The sequence below is a fragment of the Haloparvum sedimenti genome, from assembly GCF_001462205.1.
Classification (GTDB): Archaea; Halobacteriota; Halobacteria; order Halobacteriales; family Haloferacaceae; genus Haloparvum; species Haloparvum sedimenti.
This window is the reverse complement of sequence record NZ_LKIR01000142.1, coordinates 25,821-47,135: the sequence shown is the minus strand read 5'-3', so window position 1 is coordinate 47,135 and position 21,315 is coordinate 25,821. Positions and strand designations below refer to the sequence as shown.

General features: G+C 70.7%; 15 protein-coding genes. 5 read left to right on the top strand and 10 right to left on the bottom strand.

Going from position 1 to position 21,315, the window contains the following annotated elements; all coding sequences use genetic code 11:
* Window positions 1-312: 312 nt before the first annotated feature.
* Window positions 313-2,301, bottom strand: coding sequence for an AMP-dependent synthetase/ligase (locus AN233_RS14795; protein ID WP_058367537.1), 1,989 nt, complete (start codon window positions 2,299-2,301; stop codon window positions 313-315).
* Between the two features lie 565 nt (window positions 2,302-2,866).
* Window positions 2,867-4,492 carry an ABC transporter substrate-binding protein gene (locus AN233_RS14790; RefSeq protein WP_058367536.1) on the bottom strand — a complete coding sequence of 542 codons (1,626 nt, stop codon included), beginning with the start codon at window positions 4,490-4,492 and terminating at the stop codon, window positions 2,867-2,869.
* 368 nt (window positions 4,493-4,860) lie between these two features.
* Between AN233_RS14790 and uvrB the strand changes: the two genes are divergently transcribed.
* Together uvrB and AN233_RS14780 are read left to right on the top strand one after the other, a co-directional pair.
* Window positions 4,861-6,918, top strand: coding sequence for an excinuclease ABC subunit UvrB (gene uvrB / locus AN233_RS14785; protein WP_058367535.1), 2,058 nt, complete (start codon window positions 4,861-4,863; stop codon window positions 6,916-6,918).
* Between the two features lie 133 nt (window positions 6,919-7,051).
* A complete protein-coding gene (locus AN233_RS14780; protein ID WP_058367534.1) occupies window positions 7,052-7,627 on the top strand; it encodes a hypothetical protein in 576 nt (191 codons plus the stop codon).
* A gap of 74 nt (window positions 7,628-7,701) precedes the next feature.
* Here the strand turns inward: AN233_RS14780 and hisG are convergent, their stop codons facing one another.
* Complete coding sequence (hisG, locus tag AN233_RS14775; RefSeq protein WP_058367533.1) at window positions 7,702-8,592, bottom strand: ATP phosphoribosyltransferase; 891 nt, start codon at window positions 8,590-8,592, stop codon at window positions 7,702-7,704.
* 312 nt (window positions 8,593-8,904) lie between these two features.
* Between hisG and AN233_RS14770 the strand changes: the two genes are divergently transcribed.
* On the top strand, window positions 8,905-9,816 hold the full coding sequence (locus AN233_RS14770; RefSeq protein WP_058367532.1) for an MBL fold metallo-hydrolase: 912 nt from the start codon (window positions 8,905-8,907) through the stop codon (window positions 9,814-9,816).
* 91 nt (window positions 9,817-9,907) lie between these two features.
* Window positions 9,908-10,864, top strand: coding sequence for a carbohydrate kinase family protein (locus AN233_RS14765; RefSeq protein WP_058367531.1), 957 nt, complete (start codon window positions 9,908-9,910; stop codon window positions 10,862-10,864).
* A 13-nt stretch (window positions 10,865-10,877) separates the two neighbouring features.
* Here AN233_RS14765 and AN233_RS14760 read toward each other — a convergent pair whose 3' ends face one another.
* Both AN233_RS14760 and AN233_RS18175 read right to left on the bottom strand, forming a co-directional pair.
* A complete protein-coding gene (locus AN233_RS14760; RefSeq protein WP_058367530.1) occupies window positions 10,878-12,782 on the bottom strand; it encodes a helicase C-terminal domain-containing protein in 1,905 nt (634 codons plus the stop codon).
* A 48-nt stretch (window positions 12,783-12,830) separates the two neighbouring features.
* Complete coding sequence (locus AN233_RS18175) at window positions 12,831-13,145, bottom strand: DUF7561 family protein (protein ID WP_245626089.1); 315 nt, start codon at window positions 13,143-13,145, stop codon at window positions 12,831-12,833.
* 291 nt (window positions 13,146-13,436) lie between these two features.
* Here AN233_RS18175 and AN233_RS14750 point away from each other — a divergent pair, with 291 nt between their 5' ends.
* Window positions 13,437-14,474 carry an SPFH domain-containing protein gene (locus tag AN233_RS14750; protein ID WP_245626093.1) on the top strand — a complete coding sequence of 346 codons (1,038 nt, stop codon included), beginning with the start codon at window positions 13,437-13,439 and terminating at the stop codon, window positions 14,472-14,474.
* A gap of 12 nt (window positions 14,475-14,486) precedes the next feature.
* Here the strand turns inward: AN233_RS14750 and AN233_RS14745 are convergent, their stop codons facing one another.
* The 5 genes from AN233_RS14745 to hemC form a co-directional block, all read right to left on the bottom strand.
* On the bottom strand, window positions 14,487-15,479 hold the full coding sequence (locus AN233_RS14745) for a ribonucleotide-diphosphate reductase subunit beta (RefSeq protein WP_058367529.1): 993 nt from the start codon (window positions 15,477-15,479) through the stop codon (window positions 14,487-14,489).
* 36 nt (window positions 15,480-15,515) lie between these two features.
* Window positions 15,516-18,119: a ribonucleoside-diphosphate reductase subunit alpha gene (locus AN233_RS14740; RefSeq protein WP_058367528.1), complete on the bottom strand. Its 2,604-nt coding sequence runs from the start codon at window positions 18,117-18,119 to the stop codon at window positions 15,516-15,518.
* Between the two features lie 376 nt (window positions 18,120-18,495).
* Entirely contained in the window at window positions 18,496-19,260 is a 765-nt protein-coding gene (locus AN233_RS14735; RefSeq protein ID WP_058367527.1) for a uroporphyrinogen-III synthase, read from the bottom strand.
* Entirely contained in the window at window positions 19,257-20,102 is an 846-nt protein-coding gene (gene cobA, locus AN233_RS14730; protein WP_058367526.1) for a uroporphyrinogen-III C-methyltransferase, read from the bottom strand. The genes AN233_RS14735 and cobA overlap by 4 nt, the downstream gene beginning before the upstream one ends.
* Complete coding sequence (hemC, locus tag AN233_RS14725; protein ID WP_058367525.1) at window positions 20,095-21,252, bottom strand: hydroxymethylbilane synthase; 1,158 nt, start codon at window positions 21,250-21,252, stop codon at window positions 20,095-20,097. Before hemC ends, cobA begins: the two co-directional genes overlap by 8 nt.
* Window positions 21,253-21,315 lie beyond the last annotated feature (63 nt).

Below are 21,315 nucleotides of genomic sequence, written 5' to 3'. Positions count from 1 at the left end.
ACCGCGCGAGGGAGGTCGCGGGCCGGCCGCCTGCGGTGCGTTGCGGTTCCGCGGCCGGCCCGCGGCCGAGGCTGGGGAGGCGTGAGGCTGCTGTGCGGTCGTAGTGCGGTTGCGGTGCGGTCGCGGTGGGTGGGACTGAAAGGGGCGAGCCGGCTGGGGCTTTCTGGCTGTTGCTGTCCAGAGCAGCAGGATCTACCACAGAACGATTTCTGTATGAGGCAGAGCCGGCTGGGGCTTTCGAGGTGTTGCTGTCCAGATCAGCAGGTCAGCAACGCGAACAGAAAAGCCTCGAACCCAGCCCCGATCCGCGCCTCAGTCGTCGACCGGGCTCTCGTCCGGCGACTCGTAGATGATCTCCACCTCGTCGGCGAACCGCTCCAGAATGTTCCGACGTTTCTTCTTCATCGTCGGCGTGAGCAGGTCGTTCTCCTCGGTGAACTCCTCGGCGACGAGCCGGAACTGCTTGATCTGCTCGAACGCCTCGAACTCCTCGTTCACGCGGTCGATCTCTTCCTGAATGCGCTCGCGGACGCGTTCGTCACGGCAGATCGCCGTCCGGTCGTCCGGGAGGTCGATGCCGCGGTCGGCCGCCCACGCCTCGACGCGCTCGAAGTTGGGCACGAGGATGGCGGAGACGAACTTCCGGGAGTCCCCGAGCACCAGACACTGCTCGACGAACTCGTTGGCAGCGAATCGGTCCTCGATGGGGCCGGGCGCGACGTTCTTTCCCGTCGAGAGCACCAGCAGCTGCTTGGCGCGCTCGCGGAACGCGATGTAACCGTCCGGTCGGACCTGGACGATGTCGCCGGTCCGGAACCACGGGTCGCCGCCGTCGTCGGCCTCGGTGAACGCCTCCGCGGTCGCCTCCGGCTTCTGCCAGTAGCCGTCGGTGACCTGCGGGCCGCGGACGAGCAGTTCGCCCACCTCGCCGTCGAGGTCCGCGACCTCCTCGCCGACGACCGCGTCGTCGATCCGGATCTCCGTGTCGACCACCGGGGGGCCGATGGTGCCGACCTTCGGCTCCTCCGGCGGGTTGACGCTGATCACCGGCGAGGTCTCGGTGAGCCCGTACCCCTCCAAGATCGGGAGGTCCATCCCGTGATAGAGCGCGCACAGCTCCGCGGAGAGCGACCCGCCGCCGGAGATGAAGAAGTCGATGTTCCCGCCGACGCCCTCGCGAACGCTGGAGAAGACCAGCCGGTCCGCGATCGACCGTTTGGCCGACAGCAGCGCGCCGGGGTCGTCCGCCTCGTGGTACGCCCGGCCCACGTCGACGGCCCACTCGAAGATCCGCTCCTTGACCGGCGACTCGCTCGCCTGCTCGCGGATGGCGTCGTAGAGCTTCTCGTAGACGCGCGGAACGCTCGTGGTGGTGGTGGGTCGCACCAGCCCGAAGTCCTCCCGCAGCGTGTCCGGGCTCTCGGCGTACGCGACGGTCGCGCCCGCCGCGAACATCATGTAGTGACCCGCCAGCCGCTCGAAGACGTGCGCGAGCGGCAGGAACGAGAGCGTGGTCGACTCCGCGGAGATCCCCGCCACGTCGGGGTCGCGGTCGGGGCGGTCCGCGAACCGCCGGTAACACTGGTTGACGTTCGCCCGGAAGTTGGCGTGCGTGAGCTGGACGCCCTTCGGTCGGCCCGTCGTCCCCGAGGTGTAGATGAGGCTCGCGAGGTCGTCCATCTCCGTGTCGTCGAGCCACGACTCGTAGGCGTCGAGATCGAACGCCTCCGAACCGCGCTCGTGGAGGTCGCCGAGGGTGAAAACGTCCGGCTCCGCGCCCGCCTCGCCGGGGTCGTCGAACGACACGACCGCGTCGAGGTCGTGCCCGAGGTCGTCGCGGACGCCCTGCACCTGCTCGAGAAGGTCGCGGTCCTCCGCGACGACGACGGTCGCCTCGGGGTCCTCGAGCAGATACTGGAGCTGATCGTCCGACGAGGAGGGATAGACGGTCGTGACGGCCGCGCCCGCCGCCAGCGCCGCGAAGTCCGTCTGTGCCCACTCCATCCGCGTGTGGGCGTAGATCGCGACTCGCGTCCCGTTCTCGACGCCGATCTCTCGGAAGCCGGCCGCGAGGTTGCGGACGATGTCGCGCGTTTCGGCGTAGGTGAGGTCGGCGTACTCCCCCTCCGCGGCCGGCGGGACGACGCCCGCGGAGACGAGCGACCGGTCGTAGATCCCCCCCTTGTACCGCTGCGCCACGCGGTCGGCGTTCCGGTCCGCGCTCCGCTCGAACGTTCGGGGGAGCGTCTCGGTCGCGATCGCCGGGTCCGAGAACTCCCGCTCGGCTTCCTGCCAACTCATACCGCACGCAACCCGCGGGAAGTTAATAAACAATCCCCCGACCTTTTTCTGCGTCGGGTCGCGCCGGCGCAGAGCGCCGGCTTGACCGCTCCCTTGAAAAATGTCGATCAAAAAGGAGCCGCGGTCGGCGCTCCGGGCGCTTCGCACCCCGACCTTTTTTTGCGTCGGGTCGCGCCGGCGCAGAGCGCCGGCTTGACCGCTCCCTTGAAAAATGTCGATCAAAAAGGGGCCGCGGTCGGCGCTCCGGGCGCTTCGCGCCCTCGCGCCGCCGCGGTACCACAACCGAGACAGGAGCAGCACCGCGACCGCATCAGCACCGCACCGCGACCGCATCAGCACCGCACCGCGACCGCATCAGCACCGCACTGCGACCGCATCAGCACCGCACTGCGACCGCATCAGCACCGCACTGCGACCGCATCAGCACCGCACTGCGACCGCATCAGCACCGCACCGCGACCGCATCAGCACCGCACCGCGACCGCATCAGCACCGCACTGCGACCGCATCAGCACCGCACCGCGACCGCGACAGAAACACTGACGGCCCCGCGGACTGCCGCGCCTCAGGCCAGCGCCATCTCCTTCACGAGGATGCGCTCGTCGCGGCGCGCGTCCCACTCGATGCGGTCGCTGACGCCGTAGACGGAGTACTGGCGGTTCAGGAACACCCACGGCGCCTGCTCGTGGATGATCGCGTTCGCCTCCTGCAGCAGGGCGTCGCGCTCCTCGGGGTCGCCCTCCTCGCCGGCCTGCGCCATGAGCTCGTCGACGCGGTCGTCGGCCCAGTGCATCCACGCGCCGTCGCTGACGAGGTACGGCAGGATGTTGCGCGCGGCGTCGAAGGTTGGGTTGCCGAAGCCGATGAGGTGGAACTTCGGCCGCGTCTCCAGCTTCCCGTCGACGATCTCCTGCACCAGCGCGCCGAACTCGCGCTGCTGGACCGAACAGGAGACGTTGTCGAGGTCGTCGATGAAGCCCGCGACCGTCTCGGCGATCTCCACGTCGCGGAGGTAGCGTCCGACCGGCGTCTCGAGGGTGATCTCCACGCCAGCGTGACCGGACTCCTCGACCAGTTCCTCGGCACGCTCGGGGTCGTGCGGGTACGGCTCGATGTCGTCGTTGTAGCCCGTGTACCCCTCGAGCGTCGCCTGCGAGGTGGGGTCACCGAAGCCGTCGAGCACGTTGTCGATGATCGACTCGAGGTCGACCGCGTAGTTGAGCGCCTGCCGGAACTCCGGCGAGGAGAACGGCTCCACGTCGTAGCGCATCGGCGCGAAGATGATGCGCGTGCTCGGCACCGCGGTGATGTCGGTGCCCTCCTGCTCCTCGATCCGAGGCACCTCGTTGGGCGGGACGTTGACGGTGAGGTCCGTCTCGCCGGCCAGCAGCGCGGAGACGCGGGAGCTGACCTCGCTGGCGGCGTTGAACGTGACCTCGCGGACGTCCGGCTCCTCGCCCCAGTAACCGTCGAAGCGCTCGAAGGTGATCGACACGTCCTCCTCGTACTCGGCCAGTTCGTAGGCGCCGGTGCCGTTGACCGCCTGCGCGATGTCGTTCTCGGCCACCCACGCCTTCTCCAGCACGTTCCCGGTCGTCGCCAGGTCCGAGAAGATGGTCGGGTTCACGGCGCCCGACTCGATCGTGACCACGCCGGCCTCGTCGTCCGCGGTCGCCTCGTCGATGCCGGGCAGCTGGTCCTTCCGCGCGCTGACGATGTCCACGTCGTCGTCGACGACGCGGTTGATCGAGTAGGCGGCGTCGCTCGCGGCCAGCTCGGAGCCGGAGTGGAACTGCACGCCCTCCCGCAGCGTCAGGTCGGCGCGCCCGTCCTCGACGCGCTCCCAGTCGGTCGCGAGCTGGCCGACGAGCCGGCCGTCCGCGTCCCGGAAGACGAGCGTCTCGTAGGCCTGCCGGAGCACGTTCGTCGTCGGCGTCTCGCCGTGGTTCTGCGGGTCGAGCGTCGCCACGAGGTTCCCCTGCGTGATCGTGATCGCGTCGGCGTCCTCCTCGCCGCCCTCGGTCGTCGTCTCCGTTTCGCCGCCCTCTCCGCCCGCGCCCTCGGCGCTCTCCTCGATCTCCTCGATGTCCTCGCCGCCCGTACAGCCGGCGAGCGCGGTCGCGCCCGCGGCCCCCGCGGCCGTCAGAAACCGGCGTCGCGTCGCGTTCCGAGTCTCCGTCGTGTCGGTCATACCCCCGCTTGGCGACCCCCACCTAAGCGGCGCGCGGCCCCGTCAACGCCGGCCGGGTCGTCCGCGTCGCGTCAAAAGCCGCCGGTTCTCGTCGCTCGCCGCCGGCCGGTCCCCCGGCCAGACCTCGCGTTCGCGACCCCCGGTGCTGGTCCGCCGTCCACGAACCTCGGGGCGTGCTGTCACGTCTCTTTCGGCCCATCTTGCCGCCGTCTGTGATGTCTATGGTGCATTTTTCTGTCAGAACGAATGTCCCGAGGGAATTTCCGCGGCGGTTCCAGCCACAGTTTGACACCGCACTCCGGAGACGGGGGCGGTCGCGGCCCCCCGGGCGCGCCGCTCAAGTGTCTCCGCCGCCAACTTCGGCCAACGTGAGCGATGCCGACTCCCCCCTGTCCGAGGACCGACCGACGGCCGACCGGCCGTTCCGGGTCGACGCGCCGTTCGAGCCCGCGGGCGACCAGCCGGCGGCCATCGAGGAGTTGGTCGAGGGGTTCGAAGCGGGCGCCGAGGAGCAGACCCTGCTCGGGGTGACCGGCTCCGGGAAGACCAACACCGTCTCGTGGGTCGTCGAGGAGCTGAACACGCCGACGCTCGTCTTGGCCCACAACAAGACCCTCGCGGCGCAGCTCTACGAGGAGTTCCGCGAACTGTTCCCGGACAACGCCGTCGAGTACTTCGTCTCCTACTACGACTACTACCAGCCCGAGGCGTACGTCGAGCAGACGGACACATTCATCGACAAGGAGATGTCGATAAACGAGGAGATCGATCGCCTGCGCCACTCCGCGACGCGGTCGCTCCTCACCCGCGACGACGTCATCGTCGTCGCCTCCGTCTCGGCCATCTACGGCCTCGGCGACCCGCAAAATTACCGCGACATGTCCCTCCGGCTGGAGGTCGGCGAGGCGGTCGGCCGCGACGAGCTGCTCGCGCGGCTGGTGGACCTCAACTACGAGCGCAACGACGTGGACTTCACGCAGGGGACGTTCCGCGTCCGCGGCGACACCGTCGAGATCTACCCGATGTACGGCCGGTACGCCGTGCGCGTGGAGTTGTGGGGCGACGAGATCGACCGCATGCTGAAGGTCGACCCGATGCACGGCGAGGTCGTCTCGGAGGAGCCCGCGGTGCTGTTCCACCCCGCGGAGCACTACTCGATCCCCGACGAGAAGTTGGAGCAGGCGACCCGGGAGATCGAGGACCTGATGGAGAAGCGCGTGCGCCACTTCGAGCGCGAGGGGGATCTCGTCGCCGCCCAGCGCATCGAGGAACGCACCACCTTCGACCTGGAGATGCTCCGGGAGGCGGGCTACTGCTCGGGGATCGAGAACTACTCCGTCCACATGGACGACCGCGACACGGGGGACGCGCCGTACACCCTGCTGGACTACTTCCCGGACGAGTTTCTCACCGTCATCGACGAGTCCCACCAGACGATCCCCCAGATCAAGGGCCAGTACGAGGGCGACAAGTCCCGGAAGGACTCGCTGGTCGAGAACGGTTTCCGGCTGCCGACCGCCTACGACAACCGCCCGCTCACCTTCGAGGAGTTCACCGAGAAGACCGACCGCACGCTGTACGTCTCCGCGACGCCGGGCGACTACGAGCGCGAGCACTCCGAGCGGGTGGTCGAGCAGATCGTCCGGCCCACGCACCTCGTCGACCCGGAGGTCGAGGTGGCCGACGCGACCGGGCAGGTGGAGGACCTCATGGAGCGGATCGACGAGCGCATCGAGCGCGGCGAGCGCACGCTCGTCACCACGCTCACGAAGCGCATGGCCGAGGACCTCACGGAGTACCTGGAGGAGGCCGGCGTCGAGGTGGCGTACATGCACGACGAGACGGACACCCTCGAGCGCCACGAGATCATCCGCGACCTCCGGCTCGGCAACATCGACGTGCTCGTCGGCATCAACCTGCTGCGCGAGGGGCTCGACATCCCCGAGGTGAGCCTCGTCGCCATCCTCGACGCCGACCAGGAGGGGTTCCTCCGGTCGACGACCACGCTCGTCCAGACGATGGGGCGGGCGGCCCGCAACGTCGAGGGCGAGGTCGTGCTGTACGCCGACGAGGTGACCGACTCCATGCGGCGGGCCATCGACGAGACGAACCGCCGCCGCGAGATCCAGCGCGAGTACAACGCGGAACACGGCTTCGAGCCGACGACCATCGACAAGCCGGTCGGCGAGACGAACCTCCCCGGCTCCAAGACCGACACTTCCGGCGTCTCCGTCGGCGACGTGGAGACCGAGGAGGGCGCCCGCGAGCAGATCGAGGCGCTGGAGGAGCGCATGGACGAGGCCGCGAGCAACCTGGAGTTCGAGCTGGCGGCCGACATCCGCGACCGCATCGCGGAGCTCCGGAAGGCGTTCGAGTTGGACGCCGCCGACGAGGGCGTCCCGGCGCCGACGGCGGACGACTTCTGAGGCGGACGACTTCTGAGGCGGACGACTTCTGAGGCGGACGACTTCTGAGGCGGACGACTTCTGACGCCGACCTCGCCCCCGCGGTCCACGCCGTCCCGCCTTTCTTAAGTTCCGTCGGCCGCTCCGGTCGGACATGGTCGCTGGTTCCCGCCGGCTGCTCGGCGTCGGGCTGCTGGTCGTCTCTCTGCTGGTGTTGACGCAGCCGCTCGCGCTCCGGAGCGTGTCGAGCGCGACGGTGCCGACGCTTTCCGACCCCGCGAGCTACCTCGCCGTGCTCCCGCCCGCGGCGCTCGCGGCCGGCGCGACGCTGTTCGTCGCCGGCGTCGCCGCCGTCCGCGGTCGGACTGTGAACACCGTGACGGCGCTCGCGACGCCCCTCGTCGCGGCGGTCGCGGGCCTCGCGCTGCTCGCGAGCGCCGCGGAACCGGACGCGGCAGCGCTCGCCTCCGCCGACGCGCTCCGCGCGCTGGTGACGGGCGTCCCCGCGGGCTTCCTGCTGTCGGGCGCGGCGGTCGGCGGTGCGGTCGCGCCGGTCGTGCTCGGCTCGGTCACCGAGGACACCTACGCGCTGCTGGCCGGTGCGGTGGTGCTACTCGCGGGTATCGCCGCCTCTCCCGCGCCCGCGGCCGCGGGAATCGCGGGCCTGCTCGGCGGCGGGCTCGCGGTCGCGGCGCTGTGGGCGGTCGACGCGGAGGGCTGGCGGCCCTGATCGGACGCAGTCACAGAAAACAGCCGGCTTCGACCACGCCCGCAGTCACAGAAACCCGCTCGCAGACGGCAGCGCTACTCGACCAGCCGCTCGATCTCGGTGACGAGGATGCCGGACGCGCCGACCGCCTTCAGGTCGGTGATCGTCTCGAACACGTCGCGCTCGTCGACGACCGCGTGGACCGCGACGGTCTCCTCGCCGTTCGCCTTCTCCTCGACGTCCATCACCGTCGGCCCGCCGAGCCCGGGGATGACCTCCTTCACGTCGTCGAGGTTCGCCGTCGGCGCGTTCATCATCAGGTAGCGTTTCCCCTCCGCCTCGGTGACGGACTCGAAGGCGGTCCGGACCTGCTGGACCTTCTCGTCGTCGGCCACGTCCGGCCGCGCGAACAGCCGGACCGACGACTGGAGCACCTCGTCGATTATCTCCAACCGGTTCACCTGCAGCGTCGTCCCGGTCGAAGTGATGTCCACGATGGCGTCGGCCATCTCGACGTGGGGGGTGAGCTCCGTGGCGCCCGTCACCGTCACGACCTCCACGTCGACGCCGACGCTCTCGAAGTAGGCGCGGGTGATGGCCGGAAACTCGGTGGCGACCGTGCCGCCGCGGAGTTCGGCCACGTCCTCGATCCCGTCCGCCTCCGGCGCCGCGAGGACGAGCCGGCAGTTGCCGTAGCCGAGGTTCAACAGGTCGACCAGCTCGTCGCCTTCGGCGGCCGCGGCGGTCTCGACGACGCCGCCCGACTCCTCGGCCTGGTCGAGGCCCGTGATCCCCAGGTCCGCCGCGCCGTCGCGGACGTACTCCGGGATGTCGGCCGCGCGCGCGAACAGCACCGACACGTCCGGGTCGACGGTGTCGGCGTACAGCTGGCGGTCCGCGGTCTTCTCGACGTGGAGCCCGGCGCGCTCCAGCAGGTCGATGGTCGGCTCGTGGAGTCGGCCCTTGTTGGGCACGGCGATGCGCATACTCGACCCTCGCGCGGCGGGGGGAAACCGTTTTCGTCGCGTCGGAGCCCGCGGCCGGTGCCGAGACGGTCGGTGCCGAGGCGGCCGCCTCCGCCCCGCGGCGAACCCTTTTGTCGGAAGCCGCGGCCATCCGTCCTCGGGCGCGCGGGCGGTGGTTCAGCGGCTCACGAGCACCGACTCGCGAGCGGGACCACCCACAGTCCGAATAGGTCGCGGGGACGCTGTCGGTGCGGCGCGGGGCGCGAAGCGCGGGGGACCGCACCGACGGCCGCGATCGAACCCTTAAGGCCCCTCCGGAGTGACCACGCCGGTATGACCCGGGGCGAGTTCGAGGCGGTCCGCGGCGCGACGGACCTCTACTACCACGACACGGGGATGTACGACACCGACGGGTACGGGACGGTCTACGTCTACGACACGCCCGAGCCCGCGGTGATCGACACCGGTATCGGCACGAACCGGGAGCTGCTGTTCGAGACCCTCGCGGAGCTGGGAATCGGCCGCGAGGACCTCTCGTGGGTCCTGCCGACCCACGCCCACCTCGACCACGCCGGCGGCGCCGGCTACCTCGCCGCCGAGTACCCGAACGCCGAGGTCCGGATCCACGAACGCGGCGTCCGCCATCTCATCGACCCCGACCGGCTGGTCGAGGGAACCAAGGCCGCGGTGGGCGACCAGTGGAAACACTACGTCGAACCGGAGCCGGTCCCGGAAGACCGGATCGCGGGGATCGGAGACGGCGACCGGATCGATCTGGGCGACCGGACGCTCGAGGTGATCGAGGCCCCCGGTCACGCGCCACACCAGACGGTCTTCCACGAACCCGACGAGGGCGTCGTCTTCACCGCGGACGCGCTCGGCATTTATGTCCCGAAGATCGACCGAGTGCGAACCACCTCGCCGCCGCCGCAGTTCGACCTCGATCAATGTCTCTCGGACGCCTCTACCATTGCGGATCTGACGCCCGAGACGCTCTGTTTCGGCCACTTCGGCCCGCGCGAGTACGACCCCGCGATCGTCGAACAGACGAAGCGGGCGTACGTCGAGTGGGTGGAGGCGGTCCGCGCGAAGCGTGAGGCGTTGGCGGACGACGACGCCGTCATCGACCACTTCGTCGAGGCGGCCGCCGAGGACGCCGGCGACTTCTGGAACGAGGAGCGCCACCGCGCCGAGGCGCGGTTGAACACCCGTGGCGTGCTGGCGTTTCTGGACCGGCGGGACTGACTGCCGGACTGGCAGAGCGAACGACGCGGACCGAACGGAGGACGCGTCCGCGGACGACTCATTTATCAGCGCCGCGGCCGCGCTCACAGGCATGGACTCCCCGTCGGTCGTCGTCGTGGGCGGCGCGCTGCTGGACGACCACTACGCGGTCACGAACCTCCCGGAGCCGGACGGCGGCGCCTTCGCGCCCGACGTCGAAACCGGACTGGGCGGCGTCGGCGCGAACGTCGCGCTCGCGCTCGCGCGGCTCGGTCGCGACGTGGGACTGGTGAGCCGGCTCGGCGACGACGACACCGCCGAGGAGGTCCGGCGTCGGCTCGCGGACACGGCCGTCGACACCGACCGCGTCCGGACCGGGTCGGGGCAGTCGACGCGCTCCCTCGTCTTCCGGAATCCGGCGGGCGAGCGCATGATCGTCACCACGGACGGTCAGTTCAGACACCTCGAGATCAGCGAGGCGGACCTCGCGTACATGCGTGGCGCGGACGCGGTGTTCCTGACGGCTTACACGCCTGACTCGGCGACGAGAGCGGTGCTCGATGCGGCCACCGACCCCGGGTTCCCACCGGTCGCGTTCGACCTCTCCGGGCCCCTGGAGGAGCTCGCCGGTCGGGCGACGACGCGGGAAACCGCCGACCTCGCGCTCGACCGCGCGGCGCTGTTCGTCTCGGGGTCGGTCGCGGCGCCCGCGTTCGTCGACGGTGACCTCGCGGACGCACGGGAGCGCTTCGCCACGGCCGGCTGTCCCCGCGTGGCGCTGACTGAGGGAGACGAGGGGGCGACCCTCTTCGCGAACGGCGACCGTGTGTCAGTCGACGCCTTCGACGTGGACCCGGTCGACACGACCGGCGCGGGCGACGCCTTCACCGCCGCGCTCGTCGACCGCTGGCTGTTGGCCAAGGAATCGGCGACGGCGGCCGGGCGGTTCGCCGCCGCGACGGCGGCGATCAACTGCACCACGGAATTCGCTCAGCCGGGGCTTCCGACCCGCGAGGAGGTCGGTACGTTCCTGGCCGATCGCGGCCTCTGCGACCGAGAGAACGCCTGACCGCGACCGTCGCTCACCCGTCTCCCCACACGTCCGAGAGGGGGTGGTTCTCCCGCCGCTCGGCGTCGGCCTCGGAGCGGGTCCGCGTGGGCGACCCCCCGCCGCTCCCGCCGGCACCGTCCCCCGCTGAGCCGTCGCGTTCGTTCGCACTCGATCCGCCGGTACCGGTCGCTCCGTCGGGTCTCTCCGACGACCGCGACCCGATTCCCCCGGCCGGTCCGCCCGACTTCGAAGGGGACGGCGCCGCGTCGATCCCGGCGAGGGCGGCACCGGGGTCGAACGCCGGCAGATCCGGGGTCGTCATGGCGTCCACTTGTTCGCGGAACCACGGCGGCGTGTCCGCCGCGGCGCGGTCGAACAGGTCCAGCAGGGAGTCGTCCGCGAGGTAGGTCGCGCCGTGGTCGTCGGGCGCGCGGACGACGCGCCCGCAGGCCTGGATCACCGTCCGGAGCGCGGCGCGGTGGTACCACGACCACTGTCCCTCCTCCAACCGGCGCGCGACGCGGGAGTCGTTCGTGTTGAGGTACGGCGCCTTGCAGACCACCTGCCAGCGGCAGAGGTCGCCCTTCAGGTCCAGCGCCTCCTCCATCTTCACCGAGACGAACACTTCTGGGTCGTCGCTGTCCTTCCACAGCTCCAGCTGCTCGTCGCGGTTCTCCGTCGCGTGTCGGCGGAGCCTCGCGGCGACGCCGAACTCGCCGAGGCGGTCGACCAGTCGCTCCGCGATGGCGTACGAGTGCGCGTGGATCAGCCCCTTCTCGTCGGGATGGCGGGCCATCAGGCGAACGATCAGCCGGGCGATCCGCGGCAGCGTCTCGTCGCGGTGCTCGTAGGTCATCGACCCCTGCGTTACGTCGTACAGGGGGCGGTTCTCGAGCGGGAAGGTGTGGGGCACGTCGACCAGCGCGACGTCCGCGGGGTCGAGGCCGACGCCGCGACAGAACGCCTCCTTCGAGAGGATGGTCGCGGACAGCAGCGCGAACCGATTTCCGCGGTCCCAGACGGTGTGTCTGAGGTAGCGCGCGGGGTCGAGCGGCTTGATCGTGATCGCCGTCCCCTCGCCACCGGGCTGGTCGACGACCCACGTCGTCGGGCTCTCCGGCTCGCGGTAGTCCTCCAGGAACCAGCCGAGCTCCGAGATCAGCTCCTGCAGGCGGTCGCGGCGCGCGACCTCCGCCGGCTCCAGCTCCGGCCGGCCGATCAGCTCGTCTTTCGCGCGCTCGCAGGCGTCGCGGAGCTGCTCAACGAACCGGACGGTGCGGTCGAGCGCGTCCTCGTCGGCCGCGGCGTCCGTCTCCACGTCCGGCACGCCCACGTCGTCCCAGACGGGGACGCGGTCGGGCGACAGCTCGACGGTCGCGTACATCTCGGCCCACTCCGCGAGCCCGTGCGCCTCGTCGATGACGACCACGTCGCGCTTGCGGAACACCTCGGAGCCGGCGGTCTGCATGAAGTAGGCCAGCGTCATGGCCGCGAACCGCCGCGAGGAGGCGATGGAGCGGTCCGAGAAGTACGGGCAGCGGTGTTTGACGCTGCAGTCGAACCCGCGCTTGCGGACGCAGGGGGCCTGGTTGACCGGCGTGTCGTGCTCGCCGGGGAGGATGCAGTCGTAGTTCGCCTTCCCGCGGATCACGTTGAGGTCGTCCAGCAGGTCGTCCGTCGCCACGTCGTCGAGCTGTGACACCTGCGGCGTGGTGTAGTAGGCGCCCGCCGCCTCGCTCGGAGCGGCCTCGCTCACCTCGCGGGCGGCGCCCATGATCGACCGCGCGAGCAGGGACTTGCCGCTCCCGGTCGGCGCGCGCACGAGCACCACGTCGTTGCCGGCCGCGAACGCGTCGCGGATGTCCCGCAGCGCCCGCTCCTGTGCGCCGCGGTGGCTCGGGGCCGGGAACTCCGCGGGGATCCGGTCGGGGTCCACGCCGGGAGGTGGCGCGCCACCGGAGAAAAGCTCACGGATGCCGGCCGGCTACTCCGTCGGTGTGTCGGCATCAGCGTCCGCGCCGGCGGTCGAGTCGGAGTCCGTGTCGGCGGCCGAGTCGGCGTCCGGACCCGGGAGCGCGTCCTCCGCGGCCAGTTTCTGGAGCGTCTCCACGTCCTCGGACCGGGGCTCGCGGTCGCCCGGCAGCCGCTCCACGCAGTCGAAACAGAGGAAGAACTCGGAGCCGTCCGCGAGTTCCAGCGTCATGCCCTGCGTCGACTCGAACGCGAAGTTCCACAGGTCGCCGATGCCGCCGGCGATCCGCACCTTCGTCCCGCAGACCTCGCAGGGCTCGCTCGCCATGGGTCGGCTTGGGACCCGTGACTCATAAGGCGTGCCGTCGCGGCGCTCGTCGCTCGCCGCTCGCGGGGGCCGGATCGGCGTGAACGTTTACCATGCGGGGGCCGAAGGAGCGGTATGAGTCTCCTCCGACGCACGGCCCGGCTGCTCGGGCGTGCGTCAGCGCGCACGACGACGGTCGACGCCAGCGCCAGCGGCGGGGTCCCCGACGGCGCCAAGCGCGTCGCCGCGGTCGGGGTCGCCCTCCTCGTCGCGATCGTCGCACTGAGTCAGGACCTCCTACTCGGTGTAGGCATGCTCGCTCTGCTTCTGGCCGCGCTGACCGTCGCCAGCGCCGTCGAGATCGTCGAGGCGTACGAGCGCGAGGCGCTGACCGTCTTCGGCGAGTACCGCCGCCTGCTGGAGCCGGGGGTTCACCTGATCCCGCCGTTCGTCTCGCGGACCTACCCCTTCGACGTGCGGACGCAGACGTTCGACGTGCCACAACAGGAGGCGATCACGCGGGACAACTCCCCGGTGACCGCGGACGCTGTCGTCTACCTCCGCGTGATGGACGCCAAGCGGGCGTTCCTGGAGGTCGACGACTACGAGACCGCCGTCTCCAACCTCGCACAGACGACCCTCCGAGCGACGCTCGGCGACATGGACCTGGACGACACGCTCGCGCGCCGCGAGCTGATCAACGACCGGATCCACGAGGAGCTGGACGAGCCGACCGACCAGTGGGGGATCCGCGTCGAGGCGGTGGAGGTCCGCGAGGTGAACCCCTCCAGGGACGTCCAGCGCGCGATGGAACAGCAGTCCTCCGCGGAGCGCCGCCGCCGCGCGATGATTCTCGAGGCGCAGGGCGAGCGCCGGTCCGCGGTCGAGTCCGCCGAGGGACAGAAATCGGCCGCCATCCTCGAGGCGCAGGGCGAGAAGCAGAGCCAGATCCTCGAGGCGCAGGGTGACTCGATCGCGACCGTCCTCCGCGCGAAGGCCGCGGAGTCGATGGGCGAGCGCGCGGTGATCGAGCGCGGCATGGAGACGCTCGAAGCCATCGGGCAGGGCGAGTCCACCACGTTCGTCCTCCCGCAGGAGCTGACGAGTCTGGTCGGCCGGTACGGCAGACACCTCTCCGGGTCGGACGTGGGCGGGAAGGGGTCGGGCATGGAGAGCCGCGATTTCGACGCTGAGACCCGCGAGCTGCTGGGGCTCGACGACGTGGACGCGGCGCTCGAGGACCTCGTCTCGCAGGCGGACGACGACCTCACGACGGGCGAGAAGGCCGGCGTGGAGGGGGAGCCCGCGGTCGCGGACGAGCCGGACGCGGCGTTCGAGCGCGAGGAGTAGCCCGCTCGCGGCCTACCAGTCGAGCGAGCCGCCGGACTGGTACTCGGTGACCTGCCGCTCGAAGAAGTTGGCCTCGCGGGCGAGGTCGGTCGCCTCGGACATCCACGGGAACGGGTTCTCCGTGCCGAACTGCTCGGCCATCCCGAGTTGCGTGAGCCGCCGGTCCGCGACGTACTCGACGTACTCCACGAACCCCTCGGCGGACATCCCCATCAGGTCCGGGGGACACGCCTCCTCGGCGTAGGTCGACTCCAGCGCCACCGCCTCCTCGATCAGGTCCGCGATCTCGGCCTCGAACTCGTCGGTCCAGACGCCGGGGTTCTCCTCGCGGATCGTGTTGATCAGGTCGACGCCGAAGTTGAGGTGGAGCGACTCGTCGCGCATGATGTACTCGAACTGCTCGCCGACGCCGACCATCTTCCCGCGCCGCTTCAGCGCGAGCATCATCGCGAAGCCGGCGTAGAAGAAGATCCCCTCCATGATGACGTAGAACCCGACGAGGTCGCGGAGGAACGCCCGCACGTCCGCGTCGTCCTCGATGGTGAAGTCGGGTCGGTCGATGGCTCGCGTGAGGTCCACGACGAACTCGTCTTTCGCCTCGATGGCGGGGATGCGGTCGTACATCCCGTAGAGGTAGTCGGGGTCGAAGCCGAGCGAGTCACAGCAGTAGATGAACGTGTCCGTGTGGACCGCCTCCTCGTAGGCCTGTCTGAGCAGGTACTGGCGACACTCGGGAGCGGTGACGTAGTCGTACACCGCAAGCACGAGGTTGTTGGCGGTGAGCGACTCCGCGGTCGAGAAGAACCCGAGGTTCCACTCGACGAGCTGGCGCTCGGCGTCGGTGAGCTCGTCGTTCTCCCACTGGCGCACGTCGTCGGCCATCGGGATCTCCTCGGGCACCCAGTTGTTGTTGACGCCGTCCTCGTAGTACTCTCGCGCCCAGTCGTAGTCGATCGGCAGTATCTTGTTCGGATCGTGTTGCGCGTCGTCGTTGATGATTGGCATGGTGGGTAACTCGTGATCGAACGGTTGCGGGCGGCGCTACTGGCAGGACTCGCAGGTCGGGTCCTCGACGGTCGGGAGGTCGCAGGCGGCGCCGTCGGCCGCGGTCTCGCCGTCCGTCTCGGGTCCGCCGTCCGCGGCCGCGTCCGACTCCTCGGTCCGTCCTCCGGCGGCCCCGCGGCCGTCCCGCGACTGCGTGTCGTCGTACTCGGCCATGTCGAGCGTCGACTTCTCGATGCTGGAGGCGCCGAGCGTCCGCAGGTAGTAGGTCGTCTTCAGCCCGAGCTCCCAGGCGGTCTCGTAGACGTCCGCGAGCAGCGAGCCGTCCGTCGACGGGAAGAAGACGTTGTGCGACTGGCTCTGGTCGATCCAGACCCCGCGGCGCGCGGTGAGCCGGAGCTGGTGTCGCGGGTCGATCTCGAAGGCCCCCCGATACAGCTCCGACAGCTCGCCGGGCAGGTCCAGCTCGCCGACCGCGCCGTCGTGGTACTTCAGGCGGTCGAGCGCCTCCGAACCCCACTGCCCCTCGGCTTTGAGGTCCGCGACCAGCCGCTCGTTGACGACCGTGAAGTCGCCGGTCATGTTCGACTTGACGTAGAGGTTCGAGTAGGCGGGCTCGATGGAGGGCGTCGTTCCCGCGATGGTTGAGATGGTCGCGGTCGGCGCCACCGCCGTGGTGTTGGAGTTGCGCATGCCGTGCTCGGCGATCCGCTCCCGGACGGCGTCCCAGTCGAGCGACTCCTCGCGGGGGACCGGGATCGCCTCGTCGCGCTCGGCCTCCAGCAGGTCGAGGGTGTCCTGTGGGAGCAGGTCGCGGTCCCACTTCGACCCCTCGAACGTTTCGTAGGCGCCGCGCTCGCCCGCCAGCTTCGCGGAGTTGTCGATGGCGTGGTAGCCGAGCAGTTCCCCTGCCCGGTCCGCGAACGAGAGCGCCCGCTCCGAGTTCATCGGGACCCGCGCGAGCTGGAGCGCCTCGTGGAACCCCATCATGCCGAGCCCGACCGGGCGGTGGCGCATGTTCGAGCGCTCCGCGTTCTCGGTCGGGTAGAAGTTGAGGTCGACGACGTTGTCGAGCATCCGCATCGCCGTCTCGACGGTGTCGGCGAACAGCTCTTCGTCGAGTTCCGCGGCCGCGCCGTCCGCGCCGAACGCGGAACCGGCGTCGGAGCCCGTTTCGCTCGCGCCCTCCGCGCCGCCCGCGGCCGCGCCCGCCACCGCGTTCGGCGCGGGGTGGGTCGCCGCGTCCTCCCGGAACGTCATGTGGCGCGCGAGGTTGACCGAGCCGAGGTTACACACCGCGGTCTCCTCCTCGCTCGTGTTGAGCGTGATCTCCGTACAGAGGTTCGATGAGTTGACGACGCCGACGTGGTCCTGCGGCGACCGAACGTTGCAGGGGTCCTTGAACGTGATCCACGGGTGGCCCGTCTCGAACAGCCGGGTAAGCGTCTCGCGCCACAGCTCCGCGGCGTCGACGGTCTCGTACTGCCGAAGCTCGCCGTTCGCGGCCCGCTCCTCGTACTCCTCGTACAGCTCCGCGAACTCGGCGCCGTAGGTGCCGTGGAGGTCGGGCACCTCGTCCGGCGAGAACAGGGTCCACTCCTCGCCGTTCCGGACGCGTTTCATGAACAGGTCCGGCACCCACGCGGCGGTGTTCATGTCGTGGGTGCGGCGGCGCTCATCGCCGGTGTTGCGCCGGAGGTCGATGAACGCCGGGAAGTCGAGGTGCCACGCCTCGAGGTAGGCCGCCGCGGCCCCGCGCCGCTTCCCGGAGCGGTTGATCGCGCCGGTCACGTCGTTCGATATCTTCAGGAACGGAACGGTGCCGGTCGCCTCCACGCCCGTCGACTCGATGAGCGCGCCATCCGCGCGCAGGGGGGTCCAGTCGTTGCCGAGCCCGCCGGACCACTTCGAGAGCTTGGCGTGTTCCTTGTACGCGTCGAAGATGCCCTCCAGATCGTCCGGCACCGTGGTGAGGTAACAGGAGGAGAGCTGCGGGTGGGTCGTCCCGGCGTGGAACAGCGTCGGCGTCGAGTGGACGAACCGGAGCGTCGACAGCACCTCGTAGAACTCCTCGGCGCGCGCCGCCCGCTCCGCCTCGTTCTCGCGGAGCGCGACGCCCATCGCGACCCGCATCCAGAAGACCTGCGGGAGCTCGAACGGCTCGCCGTCCGCCTCCCGGAGGTAGTAGCGCTCCTCCAGCGTGTCGATCGCGGTGTAGTCGAACAGGTCGTCGCGCGCGGGCACGAGCGCGTCCGCCAGCCGGTCGAGGTCGTACGCACCCATGCGCTCGTCCAGCAGGTCCGCGTCCAACCCGCGCTCGATGGCCTCGCGGAAGGACTCGCGGTACGTCCCCGCGAACGCGTCGGCGTCCGCGGGCGGCTCCTCGCCGGTCACCCGGCGCGCGTAGTCGTGCCGCGCCACGCGGGCCGCCATCGCGTCGTAAGCGGGGTCGCGCTCGATCCGCGCGGTCAGCGCGGCGACGGTCGCGTCCGCGACCTCCGAACGGTCCGCGCCCGCGTAGAGGTTCCGCTCGATCTCCGAGACCAGTCGGTCCAGCGTCTCGTCGTCCAGTACGTCCTCGTGGCCGTCGCGCGCCCGCTCCAGCAGGTCGCGCGCGGCGTGGTCGGATGTCGTCGTGCTCATTCTCGGGGGATGGTCCCTCCGGACCGGCGCCGCCGCTCGCAAGCGACGGCGTCGCCACTCCTCGGAAACGTTGGACGGCGCCGGGGGCGCCGCTGGTCGGCGGCGGCGCGGTCGACGCGCCGGTCCGGAGCGAACCGTACCGAACACTCTCCGGAGCCACGCGCATAAAGATTGCCAACGGAGTTGTAGTAGAACAACTGAAGTTGTTTAGAAGGACGACCGCGGTTGGATCCGTGGGTCGAGCCGGTCGCGGCCGGCGGCAGTCGGGAGCGGCCGCTTCCGGAACCCGGCTACAGAAACCGACCACAGAAATCGGCCACAGAAACCGGCCACAGAAACTGCATCCGGGACCGTGCCGACCGCCCGCCACGGCCCCTTATCGACCGCGGTGTGCGGGCGCCGCGCACTCGACGACCGCGGTCGCGAGCGCCTCGAAAGTGGCGTCGTCGGGCACCACGTCCACCTCGATGCCGTGGTTCTCGGCCGTCTCCCGGGTGGGGTGGCCGATGGTGCCGACGACGGCGTCGTTCAGCCCCGCGACGGCCGCCTCGCGGACGCCGCGCTCGGCCGCCGCGTCGAGGAAGTGCTCGACCGTGAGCGAGGAGGTGAACGCCGCCGCCTCCAGCTCGCCGGCGGCGGCCAGCTCGGCCGACTCGCCCGCGCTCTCGGGCCTGACCAACCGGTAGAGGACCGTCTCGTGGACCTCAGCGCCGGCCTCGCGCAGGCCGTCAGTCAGGACCGGACTCCCGTGGTCCGAGCGCGCCACCTCGACGAGTGCGCCGTCGACGCGGTCGGACAGCAGGTCAACCAGCCCGTCCGAGGAGTACGTCTCGGGGGTCAGCTCGACGGTCCAGCCCGCCTCACGGGCTGCGCCTGCAGTCGCCGGGCCGATGGCGACGAGCGTCGCGTCGCCGGGGGACCAGCCCGCGTCGGCGGCGAGTTCGACGCCGGTCTTGCTCGTCAGGACGACGTAGTCCGCCTCGGCGTCGGCGCTCCCTGCGGCCGGGAGCGCCCCGGTCGGCTCGACCGCGAGCATGGGGTCCGGGACCGGGTTCGCCCCGAGCGCGTCGAGCAGGTCGACCGCCTCGTCGATGCGCTCGTCGTCGGGGCGGAAGACGGCGACGCGGACCTCGCGGCTCATTCGCCTCCTCCGTTCCCGGCCTCCGCCTCCGCGGCGGGGTCGTCAGGGTCGTTGGGGTCGACCGGCGCCGCATTCGCGTTCTCCAGGAAGTCGACCACGCGGTCGCGGGTCGCCGCCACCTCGCCGATGACGGTGATCGCGGGGGGTTCGATCTCCGCCTCGTCGCGCACGTCGACGATGTCCGCGAGCGTGCCGGTCGCGACGCGCATGTCCGGCCACGTGGCGCGCTCGACCAGCGCGACGGGCGTGTCGGAGGCCATACCCGCTTCCCGGAGCGCCGCGGTGTAGTCCGGGAGCTTGCCGACGCCCATCAGGACGACGAGCGTTCCGCCGGTCGCGGCGAGCGCTCCCCAATCGACCGCGGATTCGTCCTTCGTGGGGTCCTCGTGGCCCGTGACGAACGAGACCGAGGAGGCGTGGTCGCGGTGCGTGACCGGGATGCCCGCGGTGCCGGGACCGCCGACCGCGGAGGTGATCCCGGGGACGACCTCGAAGGGGACGCCCGACGCGGCGAGGTGCTCCATCTCCTCGCCGCCGCGGCCGAAGACGAAGGGGTCGCCGCCCTTCAGGCGGACGACCGTCTTCCCCTCACGGGCGAGCTCGACCAGCCGGCGGTTGGTGTACTCCTGCGGCGTCCACTCGCCGCCCGCGCGTTTGCCCACGTCCTCGCGGCGCTCCTCGTCGACCAGGTCGATTATCTCCGGGCCGGGGAGCTTGTCGTGGAGCACCACGTCCGCCTCCTCCAGCAGGCGCCGCGCCTTCACCGTCAGCAGGTCCGGGTCGCCGGGGCCGGAGCCGACGAGGTACACCTTGCCCGCGGCGCGCACTGGGTCCTCACTCATCGTCGGGCGTGCCGCCGTCGGTTCCGGCGCCGGTGGCGTCCGCGGCCTCGCGAGCGGCCGCGACCAGCTCCGCGGCGCCGTCCTCGCGGAGGTCCGCGGCGAACGACTCCGCCTCCTGCGCGTGTCTGTCGATGCGGAGGTCGCGCGTCTCGGCGACCTCCTCGGTGCCGTCCGTCGAGAGCACGCGGACCGTGGTCTTCACGTACTCGCCCTGCACGAGCGCGGAGACACCGATCGGGGCGATACAGCCGCCGTTCAGCTCCTCGAGGATCGTGCGCTCGGTGGTGACGGCGACCCGGCTCCGCGGGTGGTCGAGCGCGCGCCGCACCGTCTCGGCCACGTCGGGGTCCGCCGCGGTAACCGCGAGTGCCCCCTGCCCGGCCGCGGGGACGAACTCCCCGCGCGGGAGCCGCTGCGTCGGCACCTCGTAGTAGAGGTTCGAGCGGCGAAGTCCCGCCTCCGCGAGGACGAGCGCGTCGTACTCCGTTTCGACCTCGCGCCCCATCGCGGACCGCTCCAGTTCGGAGAGCCCGTCGAACCACTCGTCGACTGACTCGGCGAACTCCCCGTCGGCGGCGTCGGCGTCGCCGCCCTCCCCAGCACCGTCGTCGCCCGCCGCGCCCTTCTCGTCCGCCTCAGCCTCGACGCGCGCCTCGTGTTCGCGCTGGAGACCGGGCGCGATCAGCTTCTCGATGCGCGTGTCGACGTTGCCGCGGATCGGCTCGACCTCCAGGTCGGGCCGGGCGGCCTTGATCTGGGCGGTGCGCCGGAGCGAGGCGGTCCCGACGACGGAGCCGGGTTCGAGATCCTTCAGGTCCGTCCCGTCCGGTGAGAGCAGCACGTCGCCGGCGGGCGCGCGCTCGGGAACGGCCGCGACCACGAGGTCGTCGGCGTCCTCGGTCGGCACGTCCTTCAGCGAGTGGACCGCGATGTCGGCGTCGCCGTCGATCACCTCCTCGTCGAGCGCGCGTACGAACGCGCCGGTCTTGCCGAGGCGGTGGATCAGCTCGTCCGGGATGCGGTCGCCGCGCGTCTCGACCTCGCGGATGTCGACCTCGCGGCGGTGGCTCTCCAGCGTCTCGCGCACCGTCGCCGCCTGTCGGCGGGCCAGGTCCGAGCCGCGGGTGACGAGCCGGAGCGTGTCTGTCATACCTGAACGCTGGCTCCGCTCCCTCAAAAGGCCACCAGTTCGGGTGCGCCGGCCGCCGTCCCG